The 20,319-nt window shown below is 70.9% G+C and carries 20 protein-coding genes; 2 read left to right on the top strand and 18 right to left on the bottom strand.

From position 1 onward, the window contains the following. Positions 1–424: 424 nt before the first annotated feature. The gene (locus SSOG_RS14645) at positions 425–976 is read right to left on the bottom strand and encodes a hypothetical protein (protein WP_009715005.1); all 552 of its coding nucleotides are present in this window, start codon (positions 974–976) and stop codon (positions 425–427) included. A gap of 166 nt (positions 977–1,142) precedes the next feature. Here SSOG_RS14645 and SSOG_RS14650 point away from each other — a divergent pair, with 166 nt between their 5' ends. Beyond that, positions 1,143–2,372: a sensor histidine kinase gene (locus SSOG_RS14650; protein ID WP_039941086.1), complete on the top strand. Its 1,230-nt coding sequence runs from the start codon at positions 1,143–1,145 to the stop codon at positions 2,370–2,372. A gap of 35 nt (positions 2,373–2,407) precedes the next feature. Next, a complete protein-coding gene (locus SSOG_RS14655) occupies positions 2,408–3,085 on the top strand; it encodes a response regulator (RefSeq protein ID WP_009715007.1) in 678 nt (225 codons plus the stop codon). 25 nt (positions 3,086–3,110) lie between these two features. Here SSOG_RS14655 and SSOG_RS14660 read toward each other — a convergent pair whose 3' ends face one another. The 17 genes from SSOG_RS14660 to SSOG_RS14740 form a co-directional block, all read right to left on the bottom strand. Next, a complete protein-coding gene (locus tag SSOG_RS14660; protein ID WP_009715008.1) occupies positions 3,111–3,560 on the bottom strand; it encodes a DUF2550 domain-containing protein in 450 nt (149 codons plus the stop codon). A gap of 121 nt (positions 3,561–3,681) precedes the next feature. Then, positions 3,682–4,059 (bottom strand): F0F1 ATP synthase subunit epsilon, encoded by a 378-nt coding sequence (locus tag SSOG_RS14665; protein ID WP_009715009.1) that lies wholly within the window; start codon positions 4,057–4,059, stop codon positions 3,682–3,684. Positions 4,060–4,170: 111 nt separating this feature from the next. Beyond that, complete coding sequence (atpD, locus tag SSOG_RS14670) at positions 4,171–5,613, bottom strand: F0F1 ATP synthase subunit beta (RefSeq protein ID WP_009715010.1); 1,443 nt, start codon at positions 5,611–5,613, stop codon at positions 4,171–4,173. A gap of 4 nt (positions 5,614–5,617) precedes the next feature. Continuing rightward, positions 5,618–6,532: a F0F1 ATP synthase subunit gamma gene (locus SSOG_RS14675; protein WP_009715011.1), complete on the bottom strand. Its 915-nt coding sequence runs from the start codon at positions 6,530–6,532 to the stop codon at positions 5,618–5,620. 2 nt (positions 6,533–6,534) lie between these two features. Next, positions 6,535–8,106, bottom strand: a complete 1,572-nt coding sequence (atpA, locus tag SSOG_RS14680; RefSeq protein ID WP_009715012.1) for a F0F1 ATP synthase subunit alpha — start codon at positions 8,104–8,106, stop codon at positions 6,535–6,537. Positions 8,107–8,195: 89 nt separating this feature from the next. Beyond that, a complete protein-coding gene (locus SSOG_RS14685; protein WP_009715013.1) occupies positions 8,196–9,014 on the bottom strand; it encodes a F0F1 ATP synthase subunit delta in 819 nt (272 codons plus the stop codon). Beyond that, positions 9,011–9,574: a F0F1 ATP synthase subunit B gene (locus SSOG_RS14690; protein ID WP_009715014.1), complete on the bottom strand. Its 564-nt coding sequence runs from the start codon at positions 9,572–9,574 to the stop codon at positions 9,011–9,013. The genes SSOG_RS14685 and SSOG_RS14690 overlap by 4 nt, the downstream gene beginning before the upstream one ends. A 36-nt stretch (positions 9,575–9,610) precedes the next feature. After that, positions 9,611–9,856, bottom strand: a complete 246-nt coding sequence (gene atpE / locus SSOG_RS14695; RefSeq protein ID WP_009715015.1) for an ATP synthase F0 subunit C — start codon at positions 9,854–9,856, stop codon at positions 9,611–9,613. A gap of 74 nt (positions 9,857–9,930) precedes the next feature. Beyond that, on the bottom strand, positions 9,931–10,740 hold the full coding sequence (gene atpB, locus SSOG_RS14700) for a F0F1 ATP synthase subunit A (protein ID WP_050799859.1): 810 nt from the start codon (positions 10,738–10,740) through the stop codon (positions 9,931–9,933). A 264-nt stretch (positions 10,741–11,004) separates the two neighbouring features. Further along, positions 11,005–11,460, bottom strand: coding sequence for a Cg1360 family ATP-synthase-associated protein (locus tag SSOG_RS14705; RefSeq protein ID WP_039937608.1), 456 nt, complete (start codon positions 11,458–11,460; stop codon positions 11,005–11,007). Positions 11,461–11,693: 233 nt separating this feature from the next. After that, on the bottom strand, positions 11,694–13,049 hold the full coding sequence (locus SSOG_RS14710) for an MraY family glycosyltransferase (RefSeq protein WP_009715018.1): 1,356 nt from the start codon (positions 13,047–13,049) through the stop codon (positions 11,694–11,696). Between the two features lie 54 nt (positions 13,050–13,103). Further along, positions 13,104–14,399, bottom strand: a complete 1,296-nt coding sequence (locus tag SSOG_RS14715; protein WP_009715019.1) for a methylaspartate mutase — start codon at positions 14,397–14,399, stop codon at positions 13,104–13,106. After that, complete coding sequence (locus tag SSOG_RS14720) at positions 14,396–14,887, bottom strand: cobalamin B12-binding domain-containing protein (protein WP_009715020.1); 492 nt, start codon at positions 14,885–14,887, stop codon at positions 14,396–14,398. The genes SSOG_RS14715 and SSOG_RS14720 overlap by 4 nt, the downstream gene beginning before the upstream one ends. Continuing rightward, positions 14,884–16,128: a type III PLP-dependent enzyme domain-containing protein gene (locus SSOG_RS14725; protein ID WP_009715021.1), complete on the bottom strand. Its 1,245-nt coding sequence runs from the start codon at positions 16,126–16,128 to the stop codon at positions 14,884–14,886. The genes SSOG_RS14720 and SSOG_RS14725 overlap by 4 nt, the downstream gene beginning before the upstream one ends. Beyond that, positions 16,125–17,600, bottom strand: coding sequence for an AMP-binding protein (locus tag SSOG_RS14730; protein ID WP_039941092.1), 1,476 nt, complete (start codon positions 17,598–17,600; stop codon positions 16,125–16,127). Before SSOG_RS14730 ends, SSOG_RS14725 begins: the two co-directional genes overlap by 4 nt. 107 nt (positions 17,601–17,707) lie before the next feature. Further along, positions 17,708–19,303: an amino acid adenylation domain-containing protein gene (locus SSOG_RS14735; protein ID WP_009715023.1), complete on the bottom strand. Its 1,596-nt coding sequence runs from the start codon at positions 19,301–19,303 to the stop codon at positions 17,708–17,710. Continuing rightward, entirely contained in the window at positions 19,293–20,219 is a 927-nt protein-coding gene (locus SSOG_RS14740; protein ID WP_009715024.1) for a hypothetical protein, read from the bottom strand. The genes SSOG_RS14735 and SSOG_RS14740 overlap by 11 nt, the downstream gene beginning before the upstream one ends. Positions 20,220–20,319 lie beyond the last annotated feature (100 nt).

Genomic DNA, 20,319 nt, shown 5'->3' on the forward strand with positions numbered 1-20,319 from the left:
CGGGGGCGCAGACCCGGCCAGGCCCCCCGGGGGGCTTTAACCCCAACCGGGCCGGGGGCGCGGCCCCGACCGGCGTCCGGGGCGCAGCCCCTGAGCCGGGGCCCGGGACGCAGTCCCCATGGGGGCCGGGGCAGGGCCCGGAGGCGCAGCCCCAGCCGGGGCCGGGAACCCGAGGCACACCCCCCAGCCGGGACCCAGGGCACAGCCCCGACCGGAACCCGTCGGCGCAGCCCCAGCGGGGCCCGGGGCAGAGCCCAACTCAGAGCCAGGCGCGCCCCAGGCTGACCAGAGGCACAACGCCGGGTGAGGCCGGGGGCACAACCCCAACCTGGGCCGAGGGCGCAGCCCCGGTTGGGGGCCGGGGGCGCAGCCCCGGTGGGGGCCGGGGGCGGAGTCCCCGGGTTCGGGGAGGGGCGGGGTGGGGCTACCCCGTGGCGGAGTCGGAGCGTTCCCGCTTTGGCCAGAGCGTGTAGCTCAGCGCGATGACGACGTTGATGCCGATCATGAACAGCATCCTCGTCTGCCACTCGCGCAGCGAGCCGACGTCGCCGTCGTCGCCGACGTACCAGATGGCTCCCTGGAGCAGGGCCATCGCGATGACCGCCGCCAGTATCCAGCGGGCGGCGGTCTTCCATTCGTGCACCGCACGCGCCATGCCGTACCTCGGCGGCTTCACCGGCGGCGGCCCGTCGAAGAAGCGGTGGGCCACCCGGGCGTCGGCCCACCGGATCGTCTGATGGCCCAGGGCGACCGAGAAGCCGATGTAGGCCGCGGCGATCCCGTGCCTCATGTCCGGCTCGGCGCCGTTCCTGAGGTCGATCGCGGTCGCCACGAACAGGACCAGCTCCAGCATCGGTTCGCACAGCAGCACGACCACGCTCGCGCGCGGCATCTTCGCCACGTACCGCAGCGCGAGCCCCACGGCCAGCAGCACCCAGAAGCCGACCTCGCAGGCGATGATCAGCGCGACAATCACGGTTCGCTCCTCTCGCTTTCTCCTCCCTCACCGTTCCGTGCGAAACGGGCGCCCGCCTCGTCACGCGCGACGAAACCCGGCTGCATCCTTCGATGTACGCCCCGCACCGGAAGGACCACCCCGGAGGGGAGGTCCGCGCCCCGCGCCGCGTGCTGTGATGGGGGGCATGCCGTCCCGCCCCTCCCGCCTGCCGCGCCCCCACCGCGACGACGTGCTGATCGGCCTCGCCGGGGTGCTCGGCGGGACGCTGCTGTGGGCGCTGGGGCTGCACAACAATCCGCCGTTCTTCGGTACGCCCCAGTGGCTGAGTGTGGTCGCGCTGGTCGTCATCTCGGGGGCGGAGCTGCTGCGGCGTACGGCGCCGGTCACGGGGCTCGGCATCGGCACCGCCGCCGTGGCCGTGGACCTGTGCAGCGGCGGGCTCGCCGCGACGCTGCTGATGTACACGGACCTGATCTACGCGGGCGTCATGTACGGCACCCCCGCCACCGCCCGCCGCCTCCCCCGGCTGTGCGTGCTGGCCACGGCGGTGGCGACGGCGGTGCCGCTGGCGGTCGTGCGCGAGCCCTGGGCGCTGCTGGTCGGCATGCTCGTCGCGGTGTTCACCATCAGCCCGGCATGGACCGGCGTGCTGGTCCGCAACCACCGCGAGGAGGCCGCGGCCGCCCGGCTGGAGGCCGAACGCGTCGCACTGCTGGCCGAGCTGGACCGCCGGGAGGCGGTCACCGCCGAGCGGGCCCGGATGGCGCGCGAGTTGCACGACATGGTGGCCAACCACCTCTCCGCGATCGCCATCCACTCCACCGCCGCCCAGTCCCTCAAGGACCCGGCCGCGACGGAGGAGGCGCTCGGGGTCATCCGGGAGAACAGCGTGCGCGGCCTCGCCGAGATGCGGCGGCTGATCGGGCTGCTGCGCGACGCGCGCGACGAGGACCACGAACCGTACGCCGCGCCCACCCTCGGCGCCCTGGACTCCCTGCTGGAGCAGGCCAGGAGCAGCAGCGTGCCCGGCGGCCGGGACGGTGGCCAGGACTTCGTCCTTTACGACGAGCGCCCGGCGGGCTCCGCCCCGCTGCCCGCGCCGGTCGAACTCGCCGCGTACCGCATCGTCCAGGAGTCCCTGACCAACGCCCTCAAGCACGCCGGGCCCGGCAGGGTGGACGTGACGCTGACGCACCCCACGGGCGGTACGGACGGCGCGCTGGAGGTCAGCGTGACCAGCCCGTACGGCGGCGACCGCCCCACCCCGCTGGTGCCCGGGTCCGGGACCGGGCTGATCGGGATGCGGGAGCGCGTCACACTGCTCGGCGGCACCCTCGACGCGGGCCCCGTCCCCGGTCCCTCCGGCACGGTGTGGCGGGTCCGGGCCGCCCTGCCACTGGGTGACGGGGCCTGACAGCCATGACCGACACAGCCCCCTCAGGAGCCGCGGTGACTCAGCGACAGCCCACGCCGGAGACGACGCCCGCGCCCATCCGGGTGCTCGTCGCCGAGGACCAGGCGGCGGTGCGCTCCGGACTCGTGCTGATCCTGCGGTCGGCGCCCGGCATCGAGGTGGTCGGCGAGGCCGTCGACGGCGAACAGGCCGTGGCGCGGGCCCGGGCGCTGCGGCCCGACGTGGTGCTGATGGATGTCCAGATGCCCCGGCTCGACGGGGTGTCCGCGACCCGGCAGGTGGTCGCCGAGGGGCTGGCCGATGTGCTGGTACTGACCACCTTCGACCTGGACGAGTACGTCTTCGGGGCGCTGCGCGCCGGGGCGGCCGGGTTTCTGCTCAAGGACAGCGACGCGGCACGGCTGGTCGAGGCGGTGCGTACGGTCGCGCGCGGCGAGGGGCTGATCGCGCCCGCGGTGACCCGTCGGCTGATCAAGGAGTTCGCCCGGTCGGGGACCGCGACGACGGCCGATCCGTCGGTGCTCGCCGTGCTCACCCCGCGCGAGCGGGAGGTGCTGGGCTGTCTGGGCCGGGGGATGTCGAACGCCGAGATCGCGACGCATCTGACGATGGCGGAGGCGACGGTGAAGACCCATGTCAGCCGACTACTGGGCAAGCTGGAGCTGCGCAGCCGGGTGCAGGCGGCCGTCCTGGCGCAGGAGTTGGGTGTGTAGGGGCGTAGATATAAAAAAGGCGCCGCTAGGCGACGTTGACACGCTGACCGGGCGGCGCGGCCTCCAGCCAGGCCAGGAAGCCGGTGAGGGCATCGTCGCTCATCGCCAGCTCCAGCCGCGTACCGCTGTGCCGACAGGCCAGGATCACCGCGTCGGAGAGCAGGGCCAGCTCTTCCTCGCCCTTGGGCGTACGCCGCTCCAGTACTTCGATCGAGGCGCGCTCCAGGGTCCGCCGGGGGCGGAACGCATACGAGAAGACCCGGAACCACTCGATCCGGTCACCGTCGTAGCGGGCGATCCCGTACACCCACCCCTTGCCGCTGGGCTCCGCCTCGGGTCCGGGCGCGCCCCAGCGCATCGAACAGTCGAAGGTGCCGCCGGACCGCTGGATCAGTCGCCGCCGCAGTCCGAAGACGAAGAGTCCCGCCACCACCAGCGCGACGACCACGCCGCTCACGAGCAGAGCGAGGACCATCTTCACCGACCTCCTCGCCTCATCCGGAAAAACCGCACCTGCATCGCCTCAGCCGCGGACCGCTGAAGAGGAACTCCAGCGAGGTCCGCGGCTGAGGCTTTACGACCGTAACGTGACAGGCTCAGTGCACTCCCGCCACCGCACGCAGCCGGACGTCGGCGCGCCGCTCGGCGGCGGCGTCCGCCTCCGACTTGGCACGCTCCAGCGCCCGCTCCGCGCGCTTGACATCGATCTCGTCGGACAGCTCCGCGACCTCGGCCAGCAGCGAGAGCTTGTCATCCGAGAACGAGATGAACCCGCCGTGCACCGCGGCGACGACCGTCCCGCCGTCGCTCGTACGGATGGTCACCGGGCCGGACTCCAGCACACCGAGCAGCGGCTGGTGGCCGGGCATGACGCCGATGTCACCCGATGTGGTGCGCGCGATGACCAAGGTGGCCGTGCCGGACCAGACACTACGGTCCGCCGCGACCATCTCGACGTGCAGCTCAGCAGCCAACGTGGCTCCTCGGGTCTGAAACCTGCCGGGAACGACAGGGCTTTCGTCAAAGAATAACGGGCGTGCGGAGAGGGGCGGGACCGGGCCCACCCCTCTCCGGAGCTACGGAGCTCAGGAGACGCCCAGCTCCTTGGCCTTGGCCTTCAGGTCGTCCAGGCCACCACACATGAAGAACGCCTGCTCGGGGAAGTGGTCGTACTCACCGTCGGCGATCGCGTTGAACGCGGCGATCGACTCGTCCAGCGGCACGTCCGATCCGTCGAGGCCGGTGAACTGCTTCGCCGCGTGGGTGTTCTGCGACAGGAAGCGCTCGATGCGGCGGGCGCGGAAGACGGTGAGCTTGTCCTCTTCGCCCAGCTCGTCGATGCCCAGGATGTTGATGATGTCCTGGAGGTCCTTGTACTTCTGGAGGATCGACTTCACGCGCGAGGCGCAGTCGTAGTGATCCTGCGAGATGTAGCGCGGGTCCAGGATCCGGGACGTCGAGTCCAGCGGGTCCACCGCCGGGTAGATGCCCTTCTCCGAGATCGGCCGGGAGAGCACCGTGGTCGCGTCGAGGTGCGCGAAGGTGGTCGCCGGGGCCGGGTCGGTGAGGTCGTCCGCGGGGACGTAGATCGCCTGCATCGAGGTGATCGAGTGACCGCGGGTCGAGGTGATGCGCTCCTGGAGGATGCCCATCTCGTCGGCCAGGTTCGGCTGGTAGCCCACCGCGGAGGGCATACGGCCGAGCAGGGTCGAGACCTCGGAACCGGCCTGGGTGAAGCGGAAGATGTTGTCGATGAAGAACAGCACGTCCTGCTTCTGCACATCGCGGAAGTACTCCGCCATGGTCAGACCGGCCAGGGCCACGCGCAGACGGGTGCCCGGGGGCTCGTCCATCTGGCCGAAGACCAGCGCGGTCTGCGGGAGCACGCCGGACTCGGCCATCTCCTCGATCAGGTCGTTGCCCTCACGGGTGCGCTCGCCGACACCGGCGAACACGGAAACGCCCTCGTGCAGCTTGGCCACACGCATGATCATTTCCTGGATGAGGACGGTCTTGCCGACGCCCGCGCCGCCGAACAGACCGATCTTGCCGCCCTTGACGTACGGGGTCAGCAGGTCGACGACCTTCAGGCCGGTCTCGAACATCTCGGTCTTGGACTCGAGCTGGTCGAACGCCGGGGCCTTGCGGTGGATCGCCCAGCGCTCGGTGACCTCGGACTCGGCCTCCGGCTCGTTGAGGATCTCGCCGAGGGTGTTGAACACCCGGCCCTTGGTGACGTCGCCGACGGGCACGGTGATACCGGCGCCGGTGTCGGTCACCGGGGCCTGGCGGACCAGGCCGTCGGTGGGCTGCATGGAGATGGAGCGCACCAGGCCCTCGCCCAGGTGCTGCGCGACCTCGAGGGTCAGGGTCTTCTTCGCCCCGTCCTGGGCCGGATCGGCGACCTCGACGGTCAGGGCGTTGTAGATCTCCGGCATCGCGTCGACGGGGAACTCCACGTCGACGACCGGGCCGATGACCCGCGCGACGCGGCCCGTCGCCGTGGCCGTCTCAACAGTGGTGGTCATATTGTCAGTCACTCCCCGCAGAGGCGTCGGCCAGAGCGCTCGCGCCACCGACGATCTCGCTGATTTCCTGGGTGATGTCGGCCTGGCGGGCCGCGTTGGCAAGCCGCGTGAGCGACTTGATGAGCTCATCGGCATTGTCGGTCGCCGACTTCATCGCCCGCCGGGTGGCCGCGTGCTTGGAGGCGGCGGCCTGGAGCAGGGCGTTGTAGATACGGGCCTCGACGTACCGCGGCAGCAGGGCGTCGAGGACGTCCTCGGACGACGGCTCGAACTCGAAGAGCGGAAGGATCTCGCCCTTCTTCTCCTGCTCCTCCGCCTTCTCCTCGAGGCTGAGCGGCAGCAGCCGGTCCTGGACCGGGGTCTGCGTCAGCATCGAGACGAACTCGGTGAACACGATGTGCAGCTCGTCCACGCCGCCGTCGGCCGTCTCCTGGAGCACGGCCTCGATCAGCGGTCCGGCGATCTTCTTGGCGTCGGCGTAGGTCGGGTTGTCGGTGAAGCCCGTCCACGACTCCGTGACCTTGCGCTCACGGAAGCCGTAGTAGGCGACGCCCTTGCGGCCGACGATGTAGGTGTCGACCTCCTTGCCCTCGCCGGTGAGCCGCTCGGTGAGCTGCTCGGCCGCCTTGATGACGTTGGAGGAGTAGCCGCCCGCGAGACCGCGGTCGCTCGTGATGAGCAGCACCGCGGCGCGGGTCGGGTTCTCGGTCTCCGTGGTCAGCGCGTGCTGGGTGGTGGAGCCCTTGGCCACGGCGCCGACCGCGCGGGTCAGCTCGGTGGCGTACGGGGTCGACGCGGCCACCTGGCGCTGCGCCTTGACGACGCGCGAGGCGGCGATCATCTCCATCGCCTTGGTGATCTTCTTGGTCGCGGAGACGGACTTGATCCGCCTCTTGTAGACCTTGACCTGGGCACCCATACTCAGCCCTCGCCCAGCAGCTTGCCGTCCGAGGTCTCGAACTGCTTCTTGAAGCTGTCGACGGCCTCGCCCAGCGCCGCGATCGTGTCGTCGGACATCTTGCCGCCCTCGACGATGCTGGTCAGCAGCCCCTTGTGCTCACGGTGCAGGTAGTCCAGCAGCTCACGCTCGAAGCGGCGGACGTCCGTGACCGGGACGTCGTCCATCTTGCCGTTGGTGCCGGCCCAGATGGAGACGATCTCGTCCTCGGTGGAGTACGGGGCGTACTGGCCCTGCTTCAGCAGCTCGACCATGCGCGCACCGCGCTCCAGCGACGCCTTCGAGGCCGCGTCCAGGTCCGAACCGAAGGCGGCGAACGCCTCCAGCTCGCGGTACTGGGCGAGGTCCACGCGGAGCCGGCCGGAGACCTGGCGCATCGCCCTGTGCTGCGCGGAACCACCGACTCGGGAGACCGAGATACCGACGTTGAGGGCCGGCCGCTGGTTGGCGTTGAACAGGTCGGACTCGAGGAAGCACTGACCGTCGGTGATGGAGATGACGTTGGTCGGAATGAACGCCGACACGTCGTTCGCCTTGGTCTCGACGATCGGCAGACCGGTCATCGAACCGGAGCCCATCTCGTCGGAGAGCTTGGCGCAGCGCTCCAGCAGCCGGGAGTGCAGGTAGAAGACGTCACCCGGGTAGGCCTCACGGCCCGGCGGGCGGCGCAGCAGCAGCGACACGGCGCGGTACGCGTCGGCCTGCTTGGACAGGTCGTCGAAGACGATCAGGACGTGCTTGCCCTGGTACATCCAGTGCTGACCGATGGCCGAGCCGGTGTAGGGGGCCAGGTACTTGAAGCCCGCCGGGTCGGACGCCGGGGCGGCGACGATCGTCGTGTACTCCAGCGCACCGGCCTCTTCCAGCGCGCCGCGCACGGACGCGATGGTGGAGCCCTTCTGGCCGACGGCGACGTAGATGCAGCGGACCTGCTTCTTCGGGTCGCCGGAGCGCCAGTTGTCACGCTGGTTGATGATCGTGTCGACGCACAGCGCGGTCTTGCCGGTCTGCCGGTCGCCGATGACCAGCTGACGCTGGCCGCGGCCGATCGGGGTCATGGCGTCGACGGCCTTGTAGCCGGTCTCCATCGGCTCGTGAACCGACTTGCGGTCCATGACCGTGGGGGCCTGAAGCTCGAGGGCGCGGCGGCCCTCGGTCTCGATCTCGCCGAGGCCGTCGATCGGGTTGCCCAGCGGGTCGACGACGCGGCCGAGGTAACCCTCGCCGACAGCTACCGAGAGAACCTCGCCGGTGCGGTGCACCTGCTGGCCCTCTTCGATGCCGCTGAACTCGCCGAGGACAACGGCACCGATCTCGCGCTCCTCGAGGTTGAGGGCGAGGCCGAGAGTGCCGTCCTCGAACTTCAGCAGTTCGTTCGCCATGGCCGAGGGAAGACCCTCGACCCTCGCGATGCCGTCGCCGGCAACGCTGACCGTACCGACCTCCTCGCGCGAGGCCGCGTCCGGCTTGTACGCCTGGACAAAGTTCTCCAGCGCGTCCCGGATCTCCTCCGGCCGGATCGTGAGCTCCGCCATCTGGGTTCCCTGCTCTCCTTGTTGGGCCCGAAGTAAGTGACTACGGCCCAACTCGGGCCGCTTACATGCTTGTTGAGTTGGTGGCTGTATCAGCCGGCCATCCGTCGGCTCGCCTCTTCGAGACGGTCCGCGATGGTCCCGTTGATGACCTCGTCGCCGATGCGCACCTCGACCCCGCCGAGGACCTCCGGGTCCACGTCGAGGTTCAGGTGGACCGTGTGCCCGTACACCGACGCCAGGGCCGCGCCGAGGCGCTCCTTCTGCCGGTCGCTGAGCGGCACCGCCGAGGTGACGACCGCGACCATCCGGTCCCGGCGCGCCGCGGCGAGCTTCGACAGCGCGTCGAGACCCGCCTCCAGGCTACGTCCGCGCGGCTGGGTCACAAGACGCACGACGAGCCGCTCGGTCACCCGGTCGGCCCGGCCGCCCAGCAGCTCGCGGACCAGTCCGGCCTTGGCCGTACCGCTCGCGCGCCGGTCGGCCAGCGCCGACCGCAGCTCGGACGAGGAGGCGATGATCCGGCCGAACCGGAACAGCTCGTCCTCTACGTCGTCCAGGGTGCCGACCCCGCTGGGCCCGCCACCAGGTCGGCGCTGCTCGCCAGCTCCTCGACCCGCGTCCGCGAGGTCGCGCGAGCGCGACCAGCGGGAGCGGACCATGCCGGAGACCAAGTCCACGGCCTCGCCGCCGACCTGCCCGCTCAGCAGGCGCTGGGCCAGCTCGGCCTTGGCCTCGCCGGGCTGCGCCGGGTCGGTGAGGACCCGGCGCAGCGAGACCTCACGGTCGAGCAGCGCGGTGACGGCGGCCAGCTCGTCGGCGAGCTTCGCCGCATCGACGGACGTGTTGTCCGTCAGGGCGTCGAAGCGCTCGCGCGCGGCAGCCAGTGCCTCCCTGCTCGCTCCGTTCATCGTCCGGCCTCGGCCTTCGAGCCGTCGGCCGCCTTGGCCTCGAGGTCGTCGAGGAAGCGGTCGATGGTGCGGCTCTGCCGGGCGACGTCCTCGAGGGACTCGCCGACGATCTTGCCGGCCAGGTCGGTGGCGAGCTTGCCCACGTCCTGACGCAGCGCCGTACCGGCCTGCTTGCGCTCGGCCTCGATCTGGGCGTGGCCGGCCGCGATGATCTCCTCGCGCTGCCGCTGCCCCTCCGCACGCATCTCAGCGATGAGCGCGGCGCCCTGCTCCTGCGCCTCCTGGCGCAGTCGCGCGGCCTCGTGGCGGGCGTCCGCCAGCTGGGCGCGGTAGTCCTCGAGGACCTGCTGGGCCTCGGCCTGAGTTGCCTCGGCCTTCTCCATTCCGCCCTCGATCGCCGCACGACGCTCGTCCAGAACACGGTTGATGTTCGGGAGGAGCTTCTTGGCGAAGAAGATGAAAACGATGGCGAAGGCGATCAGGCCGATGACAAGCTCTGGGAGCGGCGGGAGGAGCGGGTTCTGCGCTTCCTCCTCCGCCAGGTTTACCAGGGCGATCACATCAGTACCTTTCGTCGCTACAGCTATCGGCGGTGATTACTGGCCGTAGACGAACGGCATGACCAGGCCGATCAGGGCGAGCGCCTCACAGAGCACGAAGCCGAGGATCTGGTTCGCACGGATCAGACCGGCAGCCTCGGGCTGGCGGGCCATGGCCTGGGTGCCGTTACCGAAGATGATGCCGACGCCGACGCCGGGGCCGATGGCGGCGAGGCCGTAGCCGATCGCGCCGACGGAGCCGTGAACAGTTTCAGCAGCAGCCAGGGTCTGGAGAGCGGACATGCCGGTTCTTCCTTCTGTTTCATGGGCCGGTGGGGGTTGGCCACCGGTATGTCTTGTGGACTGGGGCAGGGTGCTCAGTGGTGCTCGGCGAGAGCGCCCTGGATGTAGTTACAGGCCAGCAGGACGAAGACGTACGCCTGAAGGGCCTGGATGAACAGCTCGAAGACCGTCAGCAGGAGCACCATCACAAAGGAGACGCTCGCGTAGGCGATCCCGATGCCGTTCAGCAGGTACCAACTGGCGATCGTGAAGATCAGCAGCAGGACATGGCCCGCGAACATGTTGGCAAAGAGCCGGACGGCGTGGGTGAACGGCCGGATGATCAGGTTGGAGAGCAGCTCCAGAGCCATGACCAGCGGCAGGACCGGGCCGATCGACTTGTCGTAGCCCGAGATGTTCTTCAGGCCGCCGACGAAGCCGTGCTTCCTGAAGGTGAGGCTCACCCACAGGATGTAGACGATCGCGGCGAGCCCCGCCGGGAAGGCGATGATCGACGTCGCCGGGAACTGGGCCAGCGGAATCACGGACCACAGATTCATGATCCAGATGAAGAAGAACAGGGAGACCATGAGGGGGACGTACTTGTCGCCCTCCTTCTTCCCCAGGGCCTCGTAGACGATGCCGCGGCGCACGAAGTCGTAGCCCGCCTCACCGACCATCTGGAGCTTGCCGGGGACGACCTTGGCCCTCCCGAACGCGGCCCAGAAGAACACCACGACGGCGACGGTCCCCAGCAGAACCAACAGCATCGGCTTGTTGATCTCGATGCCGCCGACCGTGGCGATCGGCTCGAACGTGAACGAGTGAAGCCCTGGGGCCGGGAAGCCGCACCCGTCGAAGATGTGGCAATCGGTCTCGAAGGCGAGCGTCTGGTCAGGACTCACCGCGAGCTCCTTCAGCGTGGCGCATGGGTACGGCAACCTCGATGTGTCGGCGCGGCGCATGGCCACGGGACGGCACTGGACTGGTTCTTACGAATGTGGGGGCGGCTTGTGTACACAAGGCCGATGGGCTCACGGGCAGCAGCTGCATGGGCGGCCGATTCCGTCCCGTGTGATCCGGGAGTTCAGCCGCCTGCGCCCGCTGTGCCTCAGATGGCACCGGACGATAGCAGGTGAGCGCAGGCGCCTTTATACCGGCCCTACAGATCACGATGCGGACCCGGCTGGGGAGGTCTCCTTCTCCCTCGCCGGCTTCCGTTCGTCCTCGGCTTCCGGTTGCACGTAGAGAATCTTGGCCTTCATATGAGCCCGGGTCTGCGCCGCGATCCACGTCAGTGTCGCAGCAAGCAGGGAGAACGCGAACGCCCGGGTATTGAAGAGGGTGGTGTCCTTGAAGACGGCCAGCAGCACCGCGATGAGCAGGAACTGCACCATGTAGAGGGCGAGCGCCATCATCTGGAACAGCTGCGGGAGATATTTCGCGGTGCGCTCGAGGACGATCAGGTCGATCGTCATGACCGCGACTACGAGGAGCGCCCCGAAGGCGGCTCCGATCGCGCCCTTTCCACCGGCGAGCACAGAACTGGAGGCAACGGCGACCGCCCCGACCACGGCGGTGGGCACGGCGCAACTGAGCAGCGTTCTGGCGTCGTTGGACTGCATGAAGGGTTTCTCCGGCAAGAGTCGGAAGCAACGATTCGTCGTGGACGAGCGTATCCCCGGGGAAGGGAAGAACCTCACGGCGAAGGACCGTCGCACTACGGTCCTTGGGCTCTAGCACCGGGTTTAGTGAACGGTATCACAAACTATTTGATGAGGTCTTTACCCGCCGGATGTGCTGCACGTCACACGTGTGAGTTACAGCGCGTGTATGGACTTGACGCGCTGCGTCGCTGCTACTGGGGCGTTCCGATCTTCCTGCGGTGGGGGAAACGCGACCGGTCGCCGATCGCGGTGGCGCCGTTGAGACCGGCCGGAAGCGGTTCCGGGGCGGGCTTCTCGGGCTGCTCCCGCTGCTCCGGCTGGGCCTGCTCCGTGGCCGGGGCGACGGTCTCCGCGACCTGCGCGGTCACGGCCGCGGCCGCCCGGCGCCGGTAGCGGGGCGGTACGAACGCCTCCGCCCACCGCGGCACACGCGGGGTGAACCGCGGCAGCAGCAACAGCACCAGGCCCACCGCGCTCAGCGCCACGATCGCGAGCACGAACCACACACCGGCCGAGTTCACCGAGTACGCGACCGCTCCGAAGGCGATCAGCGCCGACCAGAAGTACATGATCAGCACGGCCCGGCTGTGCGAGTGGCCGATCTCCAGCAGCCGGTGGTGCAGATGGCCGCGGTCCGCCGCGAACGGCGACTGGCCCCGCCAGGTGCGCCGGACGATGGCGAGCACCAGGTCCGCGAAGGGCACCGCGATGACGGTGAGCGGCAGCAGCAGCGGGATGTAGACCGGCACGGTGGCGTGCACCGCGGCCGTCTCGGATCCGGCGAACAGCTTCATCGCATCCGGGTCCACCTGGCCCGTGATGGAGATGGCGCCCGCGGCGAGCACCAGCCCGATGAGCATCGAGCCCGAGTCGCCCATGAAGATCCGCGCGGGGTGGGCGTTGTGCGGCAGGAAGCCCAGGCACATGCCCATGAGGACGGCGGCGAACAGGGTCGCGGGGGCGGCGGCCTCCAGTCCGTAGCCGAACCAGATGCGGTACGCGTACATGAAGAACGCGGCGGCGGCGATGCACACCATGCCGGACGCCAAACCGTCCAGCCCGTCAACGAAGTTGACCGCGTTGATGGTGATGACGACCAGAGCCACCGTCAGCAGGGTGCCCTGCCAGGGCGTCAGGGAGACCGGTCCCACACCGGGCACGGGCAGCCACAGAATGGTCAGACCCTGGAGCACCATCACACCAGCGGCGATCATCTGGCCGCCCAGCTTGATGAGCGCGTCCACGCCCCACTTGTCGTCCAGCACCCCGAGCAGCCAGATGAGCCCGGCGCCGGAGAGCAGCGCGCGCGGCTCGTTGGACGATTCGAAGACGTCCTTGAGGTTGGTGAGGTGAGCGGCCACCAGCAACCCCGCGCAGAGACCGCCGAACATGGCGATGCCTCCGAGCCGCGGAGTGGGCTCACGGTGCACATCGCGGGCCCGGATCTCCGGCATCGCACCAGCGGCGATGGCGAACTTCCGCACCGGCCCGGTGAGCAGATACGTCACCGCGGCCACGATGCACAGAGTCAGCAGGTATTCACGCACCTATTCCCCAGACGTCGCGAGGCAGATCAGGGCCACACCCTAAGAGACCTCACCCTAGCCTGCTCCGGTTCCCCGTGTGCCGGGGACCGGTAGGGGTGTGCGGTGCTCCACGGCCACTTCGTCGAACCTTCTGCGCATGTACGACAGATCCTCCAGCAGCCCGGCGGAGGTGACCGGACGGGCCCGGTGCGAACCGGCGATCCGCCCGATCGGCAGCGCCCCGGTCCGCTCCCACAGCAGCCGTCCGTCGTCGCCGATGCGGCCGCGGGTCTCGCCCCGGTTGTCCGGGTGCAGACAGTACGGAATGTCCAGATAGCCCGCACGGAAGGCGCGCAGCAGGGCCTCCCCTATATCCGGGTGAAGATTCAGTACAGCCTCGGTGAGGGCGGCGGCCTCCCGGTAGGTCTGGGTGTCGGCCCCGGGGTCCGGCGCCCGGCCGGTCAGGGCCGCCGTCCGGTCCGCGTACTCCAGCGCCGCCACGTTCTCCTCGATGGTGGGGATGCGCCGGGACTCGGCCACCGTCTTGACGATCAGCCGCTCGGCCCCACTCGCCACCGCCAGCTCCGCCGCCTGCCCCAGCAGGCGGTAGGCGCCGTGCTCGGTCACCGGGTACAGCCCCATGTAGGCGTACACCACCACGTGCCAGTCGTCGGTGGGCAGCAGTTCGCCGCACAGCCGGCGCAGCGCCGCCACCGCCTCCCGGTCCTGCCCGGGGTGGGTCTGCTGGGCGTAGCTCACGGACACGCTGCGCACCCCGTGCCGGATGAAGAAGAGTGCCTCCAGCACGCTGATGGCGATCAGCTGGCTGGGCGGGCACAGCTGGCCCAGCATGCAGCCGCCGAAGGTCTCCAGATGCGGTTCCACGCCCCGCTCGCGCAGCCCCGCGAACACCTCGCAGCTCTCCCGCCAGTTCCGTACGGACTCGGCCAGCGGGGTCCGTCCGTAGGGCAGGCAGTACGACACCGGGCCGCCCTCGCTGGCGCCGAGCCCCAGCCGGGTCAGGGTGCGGAAGATGTCGGCCGGGGCGGCGGAGCCGTGCCGCACCTGGACCGGGAAGCCGGGGCCGCTCGCTGCGGAGAGCACCCAGCGGGTGACGGATTCCTCATGGCTGACGATGGGGTAGCCGTTGAGGTCGCTGCCATCGCGCAGCGCCCGTTCGACCGCCTGGAGGTGGCCGACCCGGGTGTGGGCGTCGAGTGTGATGGTTCCCACGGTGAGGGCGTCGGCGGCTCTGGTGGCCGCCAGGCCCTCCCGCATCCGGTGCGGGTCGCCGAAGCCCATGCGCGGCTGGACCACCAGGCGTCCTTCTCCCCCGTGGGCGCGGACGAACGCGCCGAACCCCTCACTCATCCGGCCGGGGCCCGGCCCGCGAGGGCGGGCGGGCCCGCCTGGAGGGAGTGGACGAAGCCACGCAGGGCGGCGGCGGGGTCGGCGCCGTCGTCGAAGACCGCGTCGAAGCCCGCCGCCATCAGCTCGGCGACCCGTTCGCTGTCCTCGTCCCCGGTGACGCCCAGCTTCCCGCCGACCACCACGGGCGTGGTGGCGAGCGGGTCGGCGGCGCGCAGCCGCCGGATGACCCGCATGCCGTCCTGGTAGCCGTGGCCGTTGACGCTGCTGATCACGACCATGGCGGGGCGGAGGTCGCGGCACTCCTCGACCAGGACCTCGTCCGGGACGCAGGGGCCGAGGTTGACCACCCGGTACCCCAGTTCCTCGATCAGCAGTTGCAGGAACACCAGGTTCCAGGTGTGGGCGTCCGAGGCCATCGAGGTCACGACGACGGTCCGGGGGGCGTGGTCCGGCGCCCGGCCCCCGGTGGTGTCCGGCGTCCCGCTCATGCGTCGTCCAGGGGCAGCGGGGAGCGGATGTGCTCGATGCGTGAGACGGAGAGGACCTCGCCGCCGCGGACCACGGCCTCGGCGGGCGCGGGGCGGCCGAGGAACATCAGCAGGCTGGCGGTGGGCCCGTAGGCGCCGGTGTTGGGGATGGCGATGACATCGCCCTCGTCCAGCTCCGGCAGGTCGATCTCGCGGGCCAGCAGATCGCCGGGGGTGCACAGCGGTCCGGCCAGGGTGCCCTTGCCGGTCACCTCGGCGTCCCCTTCTATACGTATCGACACCGGCAGGATCCGGCCGAGCCCGGACATGCCGCCGAAGGTGTTGATACCGGCGTCGAGGATGACGAACCGGCGGTCCCGGCTGGTCTTGACGTTGCTCACCGAGGCCAGCAGGGTGCCGCTGTCCCCGACCAGATACCGGCCGGACTCCACGGCGATCCGCAGCTCTCCCCGCCGCCAGCGCGGGAACCGCAGGTCCAGGGCGGCTTCCAGCTCGCCGCGCAGCTTGGGGTAGGCGTCGCGGGCGCCGTGGCGTCCGTACGGCACGGAGAAGCCGCCGCCGATGTCCAGCAGCCGCAGGGCCACCCCCAGGTCGGCCTCGACCTGGGCGGCCACCTCGATGGTGTGCCGGAACTCCTCGATCAGGGCGTCCTCGTCCTTGGCGTTGCTCTGCGAGAACAGGTGCAGACCGGCGATCGACGTGCCGGGTACGGAGCGCAGGCGCGGCGCCAGCTCGGCCACCGTCTCGCTGTCGATGCCGAACTGGGTGGGCTTGCCGGTCATCCGAATGCCGGTGCTGGCGCTCGCGGTGGCGCTGTTGACGCGCAGCAGGCAGTCGGCGACCACGCCGTGGACGACGGCGGCCTGACCGATGTGCTCCAGGTCGCCCGGGGATTCCGCGGAGAACGTCCGCACTCCGCGGGCGATGGCCTCGCGCAGCTCCCCGGGGGTCTTGCCAGGCCCGGTATAGAGGATGTCGGCGCCGGTGTATCCGCCGTCCAGGGCGGCGGCCAGCTCACCGGTCGAGCTGATCTCGGCCTTGCAGGCCGGTCCATCGCCCTCGCGCAGGGCGCGCACCAGGTCGACGTGCGGGTTGGCCTTGAAGGCGTAGTAGACCTCGACGCCCTCGGGCAGCCAGCCGAACAGATCGCGCCGGGCGGCGTCGATGCGGTCCAGGTCGTAGACGTACAGCGGGGTGCCGTAGCGCCCGGCGAGTTCTTCCAGCGTCTCGTACCGGCTCACGTCTCGTCCTTCTCGAGCAGGGCCTCCAGTTCCTGGCGGGCGTTCTTGCCGTGCAGGGTGAAGGGGAACTCGGAGAGCACCCGGCAGACGGCCGGCATCCTGGTGTGGTCCAGGCGCTGCATCAGCTCGTCGGTGAGGGTCTGCGCGTCGAGGTCGCTCTCCACGAACAGCGCCAGGTCGTGCCGGTCGCTCGGGGGCAGTGCGGCGGCGGCGCGGACGCCGGGGATGTCCATCGCGGCGCTTTCGATCTCCAGCGTGGACATCCGGAAGCCCTTGCGCTTGAACATGTCGTCGCGGCGGCCCTCGAAGTAGAGGTAGCCGTCGGCGTCGAGGCTTCCGTAGTCGCCGGTGTGCAGGCGGGGCTCGCCGGTCTCCGGGTCGGGGCGGAAGGTGCGCGCGGTGACCTCGGCGTTGCGCCAGTAGCCGCCCATCACATGGGGGCCGACCGCGACGATCTCGCCGACCTCGCCGGTGGGCACCGGGCGCCCCTCGGGGTCCAGGACCAGCACCCGGGTGCCGGGCAGCGGCAGACCGACGGAGGCGGGCCGCTCGGTGTCCTCCTCGGGCGGCATGACGGTGATGCGCTTGGCCTCCGTCTGGCCGTACTGGCGCACCACCCGGGCGCCGGGGAAGTGTGCGCGCAGCGCGTCGATGGTGGCGGGCGGCAGGGCGGCGCCGGTGTTGGTGAACATGCGCACCGGTGGCGGCTCCCGGCGGTCGCGGCCCGCCAGCGAGACGATCATCGTGGCGAGGGAGGGGACGATGGGGACGACCGTGACGCCGGTCTCACGCATCCGCTTGAGCAGCACGAAGTCGGACTCGCCGTCGGCCAGCACGATCGCGCAGCGCGCGGCGCAGGTCATCAGGACCTTGTACAGGCCGTAGTCCCAGGACATCGGGAAGCGGCAGAAGACCACGTCGTCCGGCCGGTAGCCCAGCGCCGCGGTCAGCGCCCGGGTGGCGAACGTCACCTGGCGGTGCGGGCTGATCACGGCCTTGGGGGCGGCGGTGGACCCGGAGGTGTAGATCAGGGCGGCGAGGTCGTCGGGCTCGACCGGCTCCGGCTCGGGGCGCGCCCCGGTCTCGTAGCCCTTGCGCACCTCGGCCCACAGGTCGGCCAGGTCGTGGACGGGGACGTCGGCGATGGCGCGCAGCTGCTCGGCCGTCGCGGCGTTCCCGATGACCAGCTTCGGTTCCGCGTCGCGCACCACCGAGCGCAGGTGGAACGGCTTCATGGCCGGGTTCAGCGGTACGAAGACAGCGCCGCGCCGCGCGGCGCCGTGGAACATGGCCACCATCTCGCGGCTGCTGGGCAGCTGGAGCAGGACCCTGTCCCCGCGGCCGATGCCCTGGTCGCGCAGCCAGGCGGCGAACGCGTGGCTGTGGGCGGCGAGTTCGCGGTAGGTCCAGGCACCGGCCGCGTCCCGGACGGCGGGCGCGTCGGGGGCCCGGTCCACGGCCTCGTCCAGCAGGTCGTGGACGAGCGGTCCCCCTGCGGTGGGGTCGGCTCCAAGAGTGTCTGCGGGTGACGGGGTTGCGGGGCCCGGGGAAGGCGCGTGGCTGTCCAAGGCTGCTCTCTTCACTCGTGGGTGGACGTGAGGGGGCGGGCCGGGCGCCGGGCGGGTGCGAGCACCTGGCCGATGGCGCGGCGGTCGATCTTCCCGTTGGTGTTGAGGGGGAAGGACTCGAAGCGGGTGACGGCGTCGGGGACCATGTAGCCGGGCAGGCGCTCGCGCACCGCGTCCAGCAGCGGGCCCGGCTCGGCGGTGTCGCCGGTGTACGCGGCCATGAGCCGGGACTCCCCGCGGGGGCCCGGGACGGCGACCACGACGGCGTCCCGCACGTCGGGGCGGGAGCGCAGCACGGCCTCGATCTCGCCGAGTTCGACGCGGTAGCCGCGCACCTTGACCTGCTGGTCCAGCCGTCCGAGGTGGACGAGGCCGTGGGCGGGGTCACGGCGCACCCGGTCCCCGGTGCGGTACCACAGCTCCTCGCCGGGCTGCTCCGGGCAGTCGGTGACGACGATGGCCCGGCCGCCGGTGTGCTCGACGAACCGGCCCGCGTTGTCCCGGGGGTCGAGGTAGCCGGGGAAGCGCTGGACGCCCCGTACGCACAGCTCGCCCTCGGTGGCCGGGTGTCCGTCCTCGTCGATCACCAGCGCGTCCAGGCCCGGGTACGGCTCCCCGATGGGCACGGTGTCGCCCTCCCCCAGGTCCGCGGTGGCGTCGAAGCGGTACTGGGTGCAGCTCAGGGTGAGTTCGGTGGGCCCGTACAGGTTCTCCAGCACGCTGCCGGGGGCGGCGGCCTGCCACGCCCGGGCCTGGGCGGCGGTGAGCGGTTCGCCGCAGAACAGGCTCCGGCGCAGGGTCGGCATGCTGCCGGGGGCGAGGTTGCGCAGCCGCATCGCGAAGGAGACGACGGAGGGCACCGAGAACCAGTGGGTGATCCGCTCCCGGTTGACGTAGCGCACCGGCGCCACCAGGTCGTGGTCGTGCGGGACGACGAGGGTGGCGCCCGAACCCCAGGCGGCGAACAGGTCGAACACCGACAGGTCGAAGGTGAGGTCGAAGGTCTGGGACAGCCGGTCGCCGGGGCCGAGCCCATAGCGGTCGATCACATGGGTGAGGTAGGCGGCCACGTTGCGGTGGCGCACCGGAACGCCCTTGGGGGTGCCGGTCGATCCCGAGGTGAACAGGATGTAGGCGATGTCATCGGGGAGCGGAGCCGTGTCATCGGGGAGCGGAGCCGTCTCGGGCAGCGGGGCTTCGGCGGCTTCCGTGGCGGATTCGGCTTCGGGGTCGGCGGTCAGCACCGGCACCGGCAGCCCGGCGGTGTCGCACCCGGGTTCGGCCAGCACCAGGTCGAGGGCGGCGGCCTCGGCGATCGCGGCGTTGCGCGCCACGGGGAAGCCGGTACCGAGGGGCACCACGGTGGCGCCGAGCCGCTCGACGGCGAGGTATCCGGCGTACGCGGTGAGGGTACGGCCCGCCAGCAGCCCGACGCGGGCGGGCGGGACGCCACCGGCCTCGGCGGTCAGCCGCCGCGCCAGCCGCTCGGCCAGCTCCCGCAGCCCCGCGTAGGTGTGCGCGGTGTCCGCCACTTCGAGGGCCACCGCGTCGGGGTGGCGCCGCGCCGTGTCCGCGAACCACGCGTACAGGCTGCGGTCAGTCGTCATCGTTCCCGTCCCCGAGCCGTTCGACGGTGTCCAGCAGCCGGGCGAACGCCTTGTCGACCAGGGCGTGGCGGGGCCTGCCCCGGGCGGCGGAGGCCACGGCGAACCGTGCGGCGCGCGGCAGTTCCTCCCACGCGGTGGCGGCCTCTTCGCGCGCGGCGGCGTCGCCGGGGGTGCGCTGGGCGAGCCGGAAGCGCTGGTGGCGGGCGGCGGTCCACAGGTCGTCGGCGTGCCGGGCCAGCGCCTCGTCGTCGCCGCACACCCGCTCCGCGACCGCGCGCAGGGCGGGGACCACGCCGTGGATCCAAGTGCCCTCGGGCGCCTCGACCTCGCCTGTGGTGGGCGGCAACGCGGTGTGCTCCAGCCAGCGATAGCCGGTGGCGGGCGGCAGCGCGGTGTACTCCCCCAGGGCGTAGTGGTCCCGGTTGGCGGCGACGGGTGTGAGCTCGCTCGGCGGGGTCAGCAGCCCGCGCAGCTCGTGGTCGTCCAGCAGCCCGGTGTGCGGGGCGTGTTCCCCGTGCGGGGTGAGGGCCGCGAAGTCGTCGCGTACGGACCACTTGCCGTCCGTAAGGCCGCAGAGCAGCACCCAGTGCGGGGTCTCGGCCCGCTCATGGGCCGGTGACCAGGGGATGTGCCGGGTGTTACCGACGGCCAGCACCCGGCCGCCGCGCCGCAGTTCGGCGGTGAGCGCGTCCCGTGTCCGGTCCCAGTCGTCGGCACCCCGGTAGACCAGGCCGTGGCCGTCGGCGTCCACGTCCACGCGGGCGTGGTGGGAGAACGCGAGCCCGCCGCCGGGGGGATCGGTGCGCACCGACAGCCGGATGGCGGCAGCGAGGTCCGTGGCGATGCCGGGGACCTGGGGCCGCAGATAGGCCACCAGGTTCGCGGTGTAGCAGCTCAGCTCCCATGGCTCGCTCATGTGGCCTCCTGGTGGTTCGGTGTGCGGCGGGCCCCGCCGGGTGCCCGGGTCATGGGGTCAGTTCGTTCAGTACGGTGTCGAGGCGGCCCGCGACGGTGTC

Source organism: Streptomyces himastatinicus ATCC 53653 (genome assembly GCF_000158915.1).
Classification (GTDB): domain Bacteria; phylum Actinomycetota; class Actinomycetes; order Streptomycetales; family Streptomycetaceae; genus Streptomyces; species Streptomyces himastatinicus.

Coding starts and splice junctions, on each gene's coding strand:
- atpD (WP_009715010.1), bottom strand. CDS start 5,613: ATGACCACCACTGTTGAGACGGCCACGGCGACGGGCCGCGTCGCGCGG.
- atpA (WP_009715012.1), bottom strand. CDS start 8,106: ATGGCGGAGCTCACGATCCGGCCGGAGGAGATCCGGGACGCGCTGGAG.
- SSOG_RS14705 (WP_039937608.1), bottom strand. CDS start 11,460: ATGCAGTCCAACGACGCCAGAACGCTGCTCAGTTGCGCCGTGCCCACC.
- SSOG_RS14660 (WP_009715008.1), bottom strand. CDS start 3,560: ATGGTCCTCGCTCTGCTCGTGAGCGGCGTGGTCGTCGCGCTGGTGGTG.
- SSOG_RS14685 (WP_009715013.1), bottom strand. CDS start 9,014: ATGAACGGAGCGAGCAGGGAGGCACTGGCTGCCGCGCGCGAGCGCTTC.
- SSOG_RS14740 (WP_009715024.1), bottom strand. CDS start 20,219: ATGAGCGAGCCATGGGAGCTGAGCTGCTACACCGCGAACCTGGTGGCC.
- SSOG_RS14720 (WP_009715020.1), bottom strand. CDS start 14,887: ATGAGCGGGACGCCGGACACCACCGGGGGCCGGGCGCCGGACCACGCC.
- atpE (WP_009715015.1), bottom strand. CDS start 9,856: ATGTCCGCTCTCCAGACCCTGGCTGCTGCTGAAACTGTTCACGGCTCC.
- SSOG_RS14650 (WP_039941086.1), top strand. CDS start 1,143: ATGCCGTCCCGCCCCTCCCGCCTGCCGCGCCCCCACCGCGACGACGTG.
- SSOG_RS14735 (WP_009715023.1), bottom strand. CDS start 19,303: ATGACGACTGACCGCAGCCTGTACGCGTGGTTCGCGGACACGGCGCGG.
- SSOG_RS14715 (WP_009715019.1), bottom strand. CDS start 14,399: ATGAGTGAGGGGTTCGGCGCGTTCGTCCGCGCCCACGGGGGAGAAGGA.
- SSOG_RS14675 (WP_009715011.1), bottom strand. CDS start 6,532: ATGGGTGCCCAGGTCAAGGTCTACAAGAGGCGGATCAAGTCCGTCTCC.